This is a genomic window from Janthinobacterium sp. MP5059B, assembly GCF_001758645.1.
Lineage (GTDB): Bacteria > Pseudomonadota > Gammaproteobacteria > Burkholderiales > Burkholderiaceae_D > Janthinobacterium > Janthinobacterium lividum.
The window spans coordinates 202,848-215,260 of the sequence record NZ_LRHX01000012.1 but is presented as its reverse complement, the minus strand read 5'-3'; the positions used below and the strand labels follow the sequence as shown (position 1 = coordinate 215,260).

Genomic DNA, 12,413 nt, shown 5'->3' with positions numbered 1-12,413 from the left:
TCATGGCCATCGGCGCTTATGCTGCCTGGATGCTGGAGCAGGAGGCGCGCTCGCTGCTGACGCGGCTGGCGCGGCTGGAGCCGTTCGCGCTGATCGAGCCGACGGTGCTGGCGGCGGCCCTGATGCCCAGCGCCCAGTCTGCCATCGAAAGCCAGCTGGTACAGGGCCGGCGCGCATTGCGGCGCATGGTGGCCCAGTTCCAGTGGTGGCTGCGGCGCGAGCACGCCGATGGCGCCAGCATGGCCACGGCCGCCGAGGCGCAGCGCCGTTTTACCTTCCTGCGCCTGAAGTTCAATGCCGCGCTGACCCAGTTCGACCTGTTCAACGAAGTCATCACCCAGCGCAGCGAGTACAAGACGGGCGTGTGGCTGGCCGGCCTGGACATCGTTGCCGCCGACGCGCTGGCGCTGCCCGGCAATGTGTACCAGGCGCCGCCCGTGATCTGCTACCTGGACCGGGGGCCGGGCGCGGCCATCCGCCGTGCGCGCACGCGCCTGCCCGGCGGCGGCGACAATCCCGTCGCCATCATCCGCCTGCCGCGCGAACGCATGATCGGCAGCAGCATCGCCTCGTCGCTGGTGCACGAAATAGGCCACCAGGGGGCTGCGCTACTGGACCTGGTGGCGTCCTTGCGGCCCGTGCTGCAAGCGATGCAGCATGGCGGCAGCGGCTTTGTTCACGTGTGGCAATTGTGGGAGCGGTGGATTTCCGAGATCGTGGCCGATTTCTGGTCGCTGGCGCGGGTCGGCGTGGCCGCCACCCTGGGTCTGATCGGCGTGGTCAGCCTGCCGCGCGTGTTTGTCTTCCGCCTCAATATCGACGATCCCCATCCAGTGCCATGGCTGCGGGTGCGCCTGAGCTGCGCCATGGGACGGGCCTTGTATCCGCATCCGCAGTGGGACCGGCTGGAGCAGCTGTGGCTGTCGTACTACCCGCTGGCCGGCCTGCCGCCGGCCCGGCAGCGGCTGCTGGAACAGTTGCAGGCCAGCATGGCTGCCCTGGTGGGCTTGCTGGTGCAGCACCGGCCGCCGGCCTTGCGCGGCGGCTCGCTGGCCGAAGCCATGGCCGTGCACACGCGCCAGCCGGCCATGCTGGCGCAGCTGTTTCGCAGCTGGAGCCTGGCGCCGGGGCAGATGTACCGGGCGACGCCGACCCTGGTGTTCGCCGTGCTGGGCCAGGCGCGCGCCAGCGGTGCCTTGAGCCCGGAAGACGAAAGCGAGCTGCTGGGGCGTTTGCTGACCCACTGGGCCCTGCGCAGCACCCTGGACACGTCGGAGCTGTGCGCGGATGTCGTGCGGCATGGCCGCCAGCCGGGCAGGCCGCTGCCGCCCCTGGCATCGCGTTTGATTATCCATTGAGGAGAATGACATGAGCAGCAAGATGAGCAGCAATATGGGTGGCAAGATGAGCAGCAGGAGCGGGGCGGCGGGCCAGGCGGGGCCGAAGCACCACGGCGGCAGCATCGCTGTCACCGTGCACGAGCAGGACAGCGGGGCCATGGTCGTCAATGCCGCCATCAGCCTGTACCGGGGAGCCGAGGCGGATTGCCATGATTTCAATGCCGCCACCTGGGTAGCCGATCCCGCCATGCTGGTGGGCGTGCGCTGGACGGATGGTCATGGCAGTACCGTGTTTGCCGACCTGGCCACGGGCAGCTACGTGGGGGTGTATGGCAATTTCCCCGCCACGGCGCCGCAGTGCGTGACGGTGCAGTCCGGCTGCAGCGCCGTGCTGTGTTTCAAGCCGCAGCTCAATCCGCAGGTGGGGCTGGTTTTTGAAACGGCGGACTGCCATCCCAGCGACTGCAATTTTGGCAGGGTGGGTGACCGTGCCGTGGCCACCGTCTCGTTTGACGGCGATCAAAGCGCAGACGGGCGCGACCAGGTGCAGGTGCTGGCCGCCGCCCCGTGGGTACCCATGCGTGGTGCGCCGAATGCCTTTTCCACCCCCGTGCGGCGCGCCGGCATGCACCGTTTCACGGGGCAGATGATGCTGTCGCAGCGTCCAGAACTGCGCAATGCCTTGCCCGTGCCGGAAGGGCTGAGCCCGAACGCCATGCTGGCCGTGGACGCGGAATACGAGGCGGAGGAGCGCCAGCCGCAGCCCATCTCGGGCAATGTGGGCGTGTCGCTGACGCGCACGGAAACGGAGCCGACGGAAGACTTGCCGCTGTGGACCCTGATACGCAACAGCACTGAAGCGATGTCGTTTACGAATTACCTGCATTTCATGGACAGCCTGTTTTGCGGCGACCTGGCCAATGTGCGCGGCTTCGAGCAGGAGCGCTTCGTCAAAAAGGCCGACGTGTTCCAGCAGCTCAAGCAGCGCCGCGCACTGCCGTTCTCGGATGCCGATTCCTACCGCGTGCTGAAAGTGGCGACGGAGGCGTTCGTGATGGTCAATTGCGGCGTGCTGAACCAGCCGCTGGCCTTCAATCCCGCGGAAGACAACGCCTACCTGGACCGGCGCGACATCCCCCAGGGGCGCGACCTGGAAACCGTGCTGCGCAACGATTACCTGGAAAACATCGATGGTTTCCAGACCTTGCCCTACCTGGCCGTGATCCGCCGCAAGCTGCCCGACATCCCCATCAGCATCCCGCGCGGCCAGGAAGGCGAAGTGGACCTGTGCTTTGGCATCATCCAGGAAAAGCTGGCCAATCCCTGCCTGCTGGAACTGATCTGGTCGTACTGGCACGAAGAGGGCATGCTGGTACAAACCATGAATGCCATCGCGCAACGCTTCCAGAATCTGCGCGCGCCGGGCAAGCAACTCGATCCCCTGTCGAACACGGAAATCGACATGTTGCGTCCGTTGAATAATTTACTCTGGGGATACACGCAGGATGAGCAGCATCGGCTGACCGTGATGCGCCGGAACTATGAATATGACCATCACTACGGTGTGCGCCTGGACGGCAAGGCAGTGCAGCACTTCCGGCCAGCCGATAGCCGCTCCAAATTCCTGGAAGCGTTCCACCACTTGCTGCGCCTGCTCACTTCGTTCTACAAGCAGGATGATGACACCACCGTGAAGGCGGACGCCTTCCCCGTGCTCAACGCGCTCAAGGAAATTCATTTGATCCTGTCGCAGGGCGCGCACAACCAGTTCGGCGATTTGCCGTCGACGGCGCGCATCGAAATGCTGATGCAGCAATGGATGCTGGCGCGCCCCGAATTCCGTGAATTTTTGCCTACGCGCGTGATGGTGGCGTATCCGGAACCGTGGATGGACAGGGTCGATGCCATGAAGAAATTGCAGGGCTGGACGGATACGAGCGTGATGCACTTCCGTAACCTAGCCATCTTCGGCGAGCAATTGCTGCTGTCCGTGCGCTATGGCAACTGGAGCGACATCTATGAACCGACGCAGGCATTCAACTGGGCGCGCTTCTGGCGCCCGCAAGTGCAAGGCTACATCCACGGCTACCGCGCCGCCACCGGGGTCGACCTGTCCGTCGACAGCAGCGACCCGGCGATCGAGTCGACGATGCCCTCGGTGTTGCTGCGCCAGCGCCTGAGCCAGCAGCTGCGCAGTGTCTAGTACGGGGGCGGGGCGGGTGCATGCTCGACTTTACCAGCGCCCTCTACCTGGGCATGCGCCATCCGGCGGCCGCGCTGGCGCCGTGGAGCAGCTTGAGCCTGGGCCAGCCGGCCGCGCTGCAGGAGCCGCCCGGCGCGCAGGCCCTGGCAGCAAGCCTGGCTGCGCTGCAAGGCTGCGAGGCGGCCTGCGTGCTGCCGTCGACCTTGCACCTGTTCTGGGACCTGTTCGGCATGCTGGCTGCCGAGCGCCTGGTGATCCTCGTCGATGGCGGCAGCTACGCCATAGCGCGCTGGGGCGCCGAGCGGGCGCAGGCGCTGGGTTTGCCCTTGCGCTTGTTTCCCAGCGGCGAGATGGCGGCGTTGCGGCAACTGGCGGCGGCCTGGGGCAGGCAAGGGCGGCGCCCCCTGATCCTGGCCGATGGTTATGTGCCGGGCAGCGAACAGGTCTTGCCGCTGGCCGGCTATGCGGCCCTCGCATGCCAGGGAGGCGGTTACCTGCTGCTCGATGACACGCAGGTGCTGGGCGTGGCGGGCACGGCCGGTGGCGGCTCGGTGCGGCTGCATGGCTTGCCGGGCGGCTACGACAAGGGCGGCGGCCACGTGATCGTCGGCGCCTCGCTGGCCAAGGGATTTGGCGTGCCGCTGGCCGTGCTGGCCGGCAGCCGCAAGCTGCTGCGGCGCTTCGCGGCGCACAGCCAGACGCGCGTGCATGCCAGTCCGCCTTCGGCAGCCGTGCTGGCGGCGGCGCGGCGCGCCATGGCGCTCAATGCCCGCCATGGCGACGCCCTGCGCGCCAGGCTGGCGGACAGGGTGGCGCAATGGCGGACAGGGATGGCGGCGGCCGGCATTGCCTGCTGCGGTGGCAGCTTTCCCGTGCAGCGTTTGCCCGGCCGCGCCCATTTGCGGCAAGCCTTGCGCGCGGCGGGCGTGCTGGCGCTGGCGCAAGCGGGAGACGGTCCCGGCGCGCTGACTTTTTTGCTGCGGGCCGACCAGACGCCGCGGCAACTGGAGCAGGCGATGGGCTTGCTTGAACATCACATCAGGAGGCGATATGAACGAAGCGTTTGAAATACTGCCTTTTGCGGGGCAGCCAGGGGCGGCCGGCGAACAGGAATGGTCGCAAGAGTGGTCGCAGGAGTGGCAAGGGGAGGAAGAGGGAGAATGGGAGGAAGAGCGCATGCGTCCTGGCGGCGGGCGAGGCGGCCTGCGTGCAAGGCCGCCGCTGCGAGGCGCGCGCCGTCCCGCGCCACCGCGCTACGAGGGGCAGGGCCGCCGTCTGCCCCGCTTTGCTCCCCAGCCCATGCCCTACCTGCCGCCGCGCTACCGGGGCTGGGGCGGCTATGCGCCCATCTATCCGACCATTTATCCTGCGGCTTATCCTGTGGCGGAACCGGCCTTTGGCGACCAGCAGGGGCCGGACCAGGGAGTGGATACGGACCAGGGCCAGGATCAGGGGCAGGACGATGACCAGCAGCAGGGCGAAGTCCCGCCAACCCTGGCCGGCACCATGGGCCGGGTGCCGGAAGCGGCCGCCCTGCGCTACCAGGCGCTGGGGACGCTCGCCGACGCCTTGCGCGACGCGAATGGCCGGGGGCCGGGCCTGTACGTCATCGAGTTCGATGCGGGTGGAAGGCGCCGTGCCTACAGCGGCCAGACGGACGATCTGCACCGGCGTTTGCTGCAGCACCGGCTGTGCGGCCAGATGTTGGCCGTCGACGTGAGCGCGCACCAGGTGTATGTGGCGCCCCTGTCCTCGGCGGCGCAGCGGCGCCGGATCGAACAGCGCATCCACGACGACATGTTCGCCAACCAGCGCGGCGTGCTGACGAACCAGCGGCGCGAACTGGAACTGGCCGTGCTGGGTGAAATGTGGGGCTGACGACAGCGCTTTGACGACTGCGAAGGAGAACATCATGCACCAACTCGAATGCGAATGCGCGCAATGCCGGCAGCGGGCCGGCGCTGCGTTTGAAGTGCTGGAGTTCGGCCAGGACTGGTCCGGCAAGGGCCGCGCGCCGGCCGTCTTCAGCGAAGAGGAAGAACTGCAGCTGGCCATGGAATTGCTGCAAGTGTCCAGCGAAGCGGAGCTGGAACAGTTTCTCGGCACTGTCTTCAAGAGCGTGTGGAAGGGTGTCAAGAAGGTGGGCTCGACCATTGCCAAGGTGGCCAAGCCCTTGGGTGGCGCCTTGAAGGCCGTGGCCAAGACGGCCTTGCCCTTTGTCGGCGGCGCCCTGGGCTCGATGATCCCGATACCGGGCGTGGGCACGGCGCTCGGCTCGGCCCTGGGACGCGCCGCCAGCAATGCGCTGGAACTGGAAATGGAAGCCGAGGCGCCGGCCGACCGCGAACTGGAGCTGGCGCGCCGCTTCGTGCGCATCGCGGGGCAGGCGGCACGCCTGGCTGCCGACGGCGACGGCAGCGCGCGTGCCGTGGAAAGCGCGCTGACGCGGGCCCTGCATCAGCAACTGCCGCATTTTCGTTCGGCCGCGCCGCAGAGCGAGGAGGAGAGCGGGCGCTGGCGCCGGCGCGGCAACCGCATCGTCGTCATGGGCGACTGGCAATAGCGCGACAAGATGATCATCGATTGCCACTGTCATGCGGGACCGGGCGACGGCTTGAGCGGGCCGTGGGACAGCGATGCGCCGCTGCAAGCCTACCTGCGCCGCGCGCAGGCGGCCGGCATCGCCCGCAGCGTGCTGTTCGCCACCTTTCACTCCGATTACGCCATCGCCAACCATGGCGTGGCGCGCCTGGTGTCGTCCGATCCGCAGCGTTTCTACGGCTTTGCCTTCGTGCATGCGCGGCGCGACCGGGGCCGCATCATGGACCTGGTGCGCACGGCCGTCGAGCGGTACGGCTTTGTCGGCGTCAAGGCGCACCGGTTGGACGCGCGCATCAGCGGCGAAGTGTGCGAGGCGGCCCGTTTCTTCGGCTTGCCCGTGCTGTACGACCCGGCCGGCGAGGTGGCCGTGGCCGAGCTGCTGGCGCAGCAGTATCCCGACGTCGATTTCATCCTGCCGCACCTGGGCAGCTTTGGCGACGACTGGGCCGCGCAGCTGGCGCTGATCGACCATCTGGTGCGCCACCGCAACATCCATACGGATAGCTCGGGCGTGCGGCGTTTTGACTTGCTGCAGCAGGCCGTGCGCCGCGCGGGACCGCACAAGGTCTTGTTCGGTTCGGATGGTCCCTGGCTACATCCGGGGCTGGAATTGCACAAGATTCAGTTGCTGGGCTTGCCGCCGCAGGATATGGCGCTGATCACGGGCGGCAATTTCTTGCGGCTGGCGCGGCTGGCGTGACGCGGCTTACCGCGCGGCTGGCGTGACCGGCGCTGCCGCGACAGTGGTGGTGGCCGCTTGTGCAGCGCAAGCGGCCGCCTTGCGGCGTAACTGCAGGGCGCGGTCGGTCACCCCAAGGCGGGCGGCGGCGCGCTGGTTGTTGCCGTGCTCATCGGCCAGCACGAGGCGGATGGCCGTGTCGGTGGCGCAGCGCGTGATGTGCGACAGCGTGCAGCCCTGGGCCAGGGCCCGCCGCACGGCCGCTTCAAAGTGCTGGTCGGGCCAGTGCGGCGCCAGCAGCCGTTCTTCCTGGGGCAGGGCGCCGATGGTGATGGGGCCGGGGCCGCAATGGCGGTGCCAGATGTGTGTGACGGTCTGGCGCAGTTCGCGCACATTGCCCGGATAGTCGCGCAGCAGCAGGTATTCGCGCACGGCGGCGTCCAGCGGGGGCGGCGGCTGCTGGGCCAGTTCAGCGAGGAAATGGCGGGCCAGCGGCAGGATGTCGTCCTGACGTTCGCGCAAGGGCGGTATCTGGCAGCGCCAGCCGGCGATGCGGTAATACAGGTCGGCACGGAAGGCGCCGCGCGCCACCTCGCCTTCCAGTGCGCGGTTGGTGGCGCAGACGAGCCTGAATTGCGTCGGCTGCCAGGTATTGCCGCCCACGCGCTTGTATTTGCGCTCCTGGATGGCGCGCAGCAGCTGCGCCTGCAGAAGCAGCGGCAGTTCGCCCACCTCATCGAGGAAGAGCACGCCGCCGTCGGCCATGGCAAAAGCGCCGTCGCGCGCAGCTGCCGCGCCCGTAAAAGCGCCCCGTTCATGGCCGAACAGTTCGCTGCCGGCCAGTTCCGGCGACAGGGTGGTGCAGTCGAGGATGGTGAAGTCGCCTCTGCAGTTGCCGAGGCGGTAGACCAGTTGCGCCAGTAAATCCTTGCCCGTGCCCGTCTCGCCCGTGATCAGCATCGACGCCTGGCTGAAGGCGGCCATTTCCACTACCTGGTGCAGCAAGGCGGTCCAGGCCGCGCTGTCGCCCACCAGATGCTGGCGCACGGCGCTGGACGCCAGCATCTGCGCCACGGCCTGCCAGCGCTGCAGGCGCGCCAGCACCTGGCCCGCATCGACGGTGCCGCCAGGCCACAGCAGCACATCGAGCGCGCCTGCCGCCATCAGGGCCCGCTGTTGCGCGCAGCTGGGGGGGCGGCCACAGGCGGCAATGGCCAGCACGCGGGCATGGCCGCACAGCGCCGGCAGCGCTTGCAGCAGCGCCTTGTCGGTCTCGGCAAACAGCACGATGCCCGCGCCGTCTTCCTCGCCATCGTGCCGCCGGGCTACAGTTACCTGAGCCTGCTTCAAGGCCGTCATCAGCAAGGCGCCACTGCCAGCCGCCGCCTGCTGCATGATTTCCAGCCACACCTTGAGCGTCATATGCCAGCCATCACGAGGGCACGAGTCGCCCATCTTAGGAGCCCGATACCCGAGCCGTTTGATCTGGCGCAAGCGTGCGCGCTGGCCCACAATGAAAAACGCCGCCTGATCTGCATCAGGCGGCGCTATTTAATGAAGTTCAACGAACGTCACGAGAATGGCTAAAAACGTTCAGGGCAATGCAACGCCGCCATGGACGATTTTTAGGCGTTCTCATCCAATTTCACGCAATCTACAAAATAGCCGCGTTTGCCATCGACTTCGCGTTTCACGAGGCCATGCACATCCGTCTCGAAGCCGGGGAAGCGCTCGTTGAAGTCGCGTGCGAAGCGCAGGTAGTCGACGATGGTCTTGTTGAAGCGTTCGCCCGGGATCAAGAGCGGAATACCCGGCGGGTACGGCGTCAGCAGGATGGACGTGATGCGGCCTTCCAGTTCGTCGATGGCCACGCGCTCGATTTCGCGGTGCGCCATCTTGGCGAAGGCATCCGACGGCTTCATGGCCGGGATCATGTCCGACAGATACATTTCCGTCGTCAAACGGGCCACGTCGTAGGCCTTGTAGAAATCATGGATTTGCTGGCACAGGTCGCGCAAGCCCATTTTTTCGTAGCGTGGGTTGGCCGCCGCAAATTCCGGCAGGATGCGCCACATCGGCTGGTTCTTGTCGTAGTCGTCCTTGAACTGTTGCAAGGCGGTCAGCAGGGTATTCCAGCGGCCCTTGGTGATACCGATGGTAAACATGATGAAGAACGAGTACAGGCCGCATTTTTCAATGATCACGCCGTGCTCGGCCAGGTATTTCGTGACGATGGACGCGGGGATGCCCGTGTCGCCGAACTGGCCATCCAGCGACAGGCCCGGGTTGACGATGGTCGCCTTGATCGGGTCGAGCATATTGAAGCCGGGAGCCAGGTCGCCGAAGCCGTGCCAGTCATCCTCGGCGCGTATCATCCAGTCTTCCTGCTGGCCCATGCCTTCGTCGTTGAAGGTGGCCGGACCCCACACCTGGAACCACCAGTCCTGGCCCCATTCCTGGTCGATCTTCTTCATGGCGCGGCGGAAATCGAGCGCTTCCATGATCGACTCTTCCACCAGGGCCGTGCCGCCCGGCGCTTCCATCATGGCCGCGGCCACGTCGCACGAAGCGATGATGGAATACTGCGGCGACGTCGAGGTGTGCATCAGGTAAGCCTCGTTGAAGGCGTCCTGGTCCAGCTTGACCGTGTCCGATTCGCGCACGAGGATTTGCGAGGCCTGCGACAGGCCGGCCAGCAATTTGTGCGTGGACTGGGTCGAGAAGATCATCGATTCCTTGGCGCGCGGACGGTCCTTGCCGATGGCGTGCATATTCTTGTAGAAATCGTGGAAGGTGGCGTGCGGCAGCCACGCTTCATCGAAGTGCAGGGTGTCGATCTTGCCGTCCAGCATTTCGCGCAGGGTTTCCACGTTGTAGATCACGCCATCGTAAGTCGATTGCGTGATGGTCAGGATGCGCGGCTTCTTGTTCTTCGCTTCGCGCGCGAACGGATTCGCCTCGATCTTGCGGGCAATGCTTTCCGGCGTGAATTCATGCAGCGGGATAGGGCCGATGATGCCCAGGTGGTTGCGCGTCGGCATCAGGAATACGGGAATCGCGCCGCACATGATGATCGAGTGCAAGATCGACTTGTGGCAGTTGCGGTCGACGACGACGATGTCGCCCGGCGCCACGGTCGAGTGCCACACCATCTTGTTCGAGGTAGACGTACCGTTGGTGACGAAATAGCAATGGTCGGCATTGAAGATGCGCGCGGCATTGCGTTCCGACGCGGCGACAGGGCCCGTATGGTCGAGCAGCTGGCCCAGTTCCTCGACGGCGTTGCAGACGTCGGCGCGCAGCATGTTTTCACCGAAGAACTGGTGGAACATCTGGCCGATCGGCGACTTCAGGAACGCCACGCCGCCCGAGTGGCCGGGGCAGTGCCATGAGTAGGAACCGTCGTTGGCGTAGTGCACCAGTGCGCGGAAGAATGGCGGCGACAGGCCGTCCAGGTAGGATTTCGCTTCGCGGATGATGTGGCGCGCGACGAATTCCGGCGTATCTTCGAACATGTGGATGAAACCATGCAGTTCGCGCAGGATATCGTTGGGGATATGGCGCGAGGTGCGCGTTTCGCCGTACAGATAAATAGGGATATCGGCGTTCTTGTAGCGGATTTCCTCGACGAAGGCGCGCAGCGATTTCAAGGCGTGATCGGTTTCCTCGATGGAACCGGCGCCGAATTCTTCATCGTCGATCGACAGCACGAAGGCTGACGCGCGCGATTGCTGCTGGGCAAATTGCGACAAATCGCCGTAGCTGGTCACGCCCAGCACTTCCATGCCTTCTTTTTCCATTGCGGCGGCAAGGGCGCGAATGCCCAGGCCGGACGTATTTTCAGAACGGAAATCCTCGTCAATGATGACGATAGGGAAACGAAATTTCATGCATGTCTCCAAAAAAGCAAGCCGCCCCTGACAGATGTGAAGGGGCGGACTAGGGCGCGACGGTCAGGCGGTAGTGCAACCCGGCAGCCGCAGAAAAAAAATAAGAACGGGATTCTCGCAGAAATGCGGCGTCTGCGGGAAAAAAATATCGTAGCAAAGCGTCACAAGCGTGCGCTAGCGTGACGCATGGGTGTGACAGGGGTATTACAGCAACATTCTGCTAGTCAATATAACCTTATCAGGCTTTGCGTTGCAGCGTGACAAAGGCGTAAGGCAGGCCGGATTTCTCCGAAACATGCGCTTCGCGCGCGGTTTCTTGCCACACGGCATGATCAACGGCGGGGAAAAAGGCATCGCAGTCAAACGTCTGGCCGATTTCCGTGATGATCAAACGCTGCGCCAGTGCCAGCGACTGCTGGTAGATTTCCGCGCCGCCGATGACATAGCCTTCGGCGCCGTCCAGCAGCGCGATGGCCGCTTCCAGCGACGACACCGCTTCCACGCCCTCATGGCGCCAGTCCGGATTGCGCGTGATGACGATGTTGCGGCGGTTCGGCAGCGGACGGCCGATGGAATCGAAGGTCTTGCGGCCCATGAGGATGGGATGGCCCGTCGTCAGACGCTTGAAATGCGCGAGGTCTTCCGGCAGTTTCCACGGCAGGGTGTTGTCGATGCCGATGCCGCCTTGCTGGTCGGTGGCGACGATGATGGTCAGTAAGCTCATTGGTTCCGTGAAAAAGGTGGGGGCGATGCCCGATGCCCGCCATTATCGTTGAAATTGCCGGCGGTCTCCAGATGCGCACGCATGGCGTCGGCCAGCGCGCCTGGTGCTTCCAGCGGAATCATGTGACCGGTGTTGTCTTTCAGCAGGTGCAGGGTGGCTTGCGGCAAGCGGGCCGCCATGGCGCGCAGATCGTCGGGATCGACGAGCTTGTCCTCTTCGGCACCCACGATCAGCACGGGAAAACCGAGTTCCGGCAAGCGCGCCATCAGGTCGGGGCGGGCGATGGTGGTGATGAATTGCGCCAGCAGCACGTCCTTGCCCAAGTCGATCCCCATCTGCCGGATCAGGCCCGTGATGCCGGTGTCTTCCAAGTGCGACGGGTGCAGCAGTTCGCGCAGGCGCTGGCGCGTGATGCCCGCATAGGCATTGCGCTCGAGCATGGCGACGATGCGCTGGCGCGCTTCAATTTCCGCCGGCAGCAAACCTTTGGCCGAATTGGCGATCAAAGTGAGGGACTGGACGCGCTGCGGGTGTGCCAGCGCATGTTCGAGCGCCAGGTAGGCGCCCAGCGAAAAGCCCACCAGATGGGCTTGAGGAGCGCTGTGGCTGGCGATCATCTGCTGCATCTGCGGGCGCGTGCGCGCCTGGTGCAGGGGCATGTGCTGCAGATCAAAGGCGTCGCCCAGGGCAGGCGCCAGGCGCGACCACAGGCGCTCGTCGCACAGGGTGCCGGGAATGCAGTCGAGTCGTATCTTGGTATTGTTCAAGGACAAGCCTGGGGTCAGGATGGTAAAAATTTTTGTCGAGCGGCATTATCCGTCATTTTGCGCATTGGGGCAGCGGCACGGTCTTTTCCGCATGGCATTATTTTCAATAGTGCGCGGCTGGCAAGCAGTAACTTTATGGTAGGCTCATGGCTCATCAAGCCGGTACGCTGGCGACGTGACCTGAAACACCGAATGCAACCCCCACATTA

The 12,413-nt window shown here is 65.1% G+C and carries 10 protein-coding genes; 6 read left to right on the top strand and 4 right to left on the bottom strand.

The window, feature by feature from the left end; genetic code table 11:
* The first annotated feature begins 2 nt into the window (after nt 1–2).
* Genes JAB1_RS15960 through JAB1_RS15935 form a run of 6 tightly spaced genes read left to right on the top strand, consistent with a single transcriptional unit; the run spans nt 3 to nt 6,844 of the window.
* Nucleotides 3–1,358, top strand: a complete 1,356-nt coding sequence (locus JAB1_RS15960; protein WP_070280751.1) for a hypothetical protein — start codon at nt 3–5, stop codon at nt 1,356–1,358.
* A gap of 10 nt (nt 1,359–1,368) precedes the next feature.
* A complete protein-coding gene (locus tag JAB1_RS15955) occupies nt 1,369–3,543 on the top strand; it encodes a hypothetical protein (RefSeq protein ID WP_070280749.1) in 2,175 nt (724 codons plus the stop codon).
* 20 nt (nt 3,544–3,563) lie between these two features.
* Nucleotides 3,564–4,610: an aminotransferase class I/II-fold pyridoxal phosphate-dependent enzyme gene (locus tag JAB1_RS15950; protein WP_070280747.1), complete on the top strand. Its 1,047-nt coding sequence runs from the start codon at nt 3,564–3,566 to the stop codon at nt 4,608–4,610.
* Nucleotides 4,594–5,421 carry a GIY-YIG nuclease family protein gene (locus JAB1_RS15945; protein WP_139144579.1) on the top strand — a complete coding sequence of 276 codons (828 nt, stop codon included), beginning with the start codon at nt 4,594–4,596 and terminating at the stop codon, nt 5,419–5,421. The genes JAB1_RS15950 and JAB1_RS15945 overlap by 17 nt, the downstream gene beginning before the upstream one ends.
* Nucleotides 5,422–5,455: 34 nt before the next feature.
* Entirely contained in the window at nt 5,456–6,106 is a 651-nt protein-coding gene (locus tag JAB1_RS15940) for a hypothetical protein (RefSeq protein WP_070280743.1), read from the top strand.
* Between the two features lie 9 nt (nt 6,107–6,115).
* Nucleotides 6,116–6,844: an amidohydrolase family protein gene (locus JAB1_RS15935; protein WP_070280741.1), complete on the top strand. Its 729-nt coding sequence runs from the start codon at nt 6,116–6,118 to the stop codon at nt 6,842–6,844.
* Nucleotides 6,845–6,850: 6 nt separating this feature from the next.
* Here JAB1_RS15935 and JAB1_RS15930 read toward each other — a convergent pair whose 3' ends face one another.
* From JAB1_RS15930 to JAB1_RS15915, 4 genes are all read right to left on the bottom strand, one after another.
* Complete coding sequence (locus tag JAB1_RS15930) at nt 6,851–8,245, bottom strand: sigma 54-interacting transcriptional regulator (protein ID WP_254672120.1); 1,395 nt, start codon at nt 8,243–8,245, stop codon at nt 6,851–6,853.
* A gap of 203 nt (nt 8,246–8,448) precedes the next feature.
* A complete protein-coding gene (locus JAB1_RS15925) occupies nt 8,449–10,713 on the bottom strand; it encodes an arginine/lysine/ornithine decarboxylase (RefSeq protein WP_070280737.1) in 2,265 nt (754 codons plus the stop codon).
* A 238-nt stretch (nt 10,714–10,951) separates the two neighbouring features.
* Nucleotides 10,952–11,437 carry a dihydrofolate reductase gene (locus JAB1_RS15920; protein WP_034784422.1) on the bottom strand — a complete coding sequence of 162 codons (486 nt, stop codon included), beginning with the start codon at nt 11,435–11,437 and terminating at the stop codon, nt 10,952–10,954.
* Complete coding sequence (locus JAB1_RS15915; RefSeq protein WP_083299779.1) at nt 11,434–12,204, bottom strand: alpha/beta fold hydrolase; 771 nt, start codon at nt 12,202–12,204, stop codon at nt 11,434–11,436. Before JAB1_RS15915 ends, JAB1_RS15920 begins: the two co-directional genes overlap by 4 nt.
* Nucleotides 12,205–12,413: the final 209 nt, after the last annotated feature.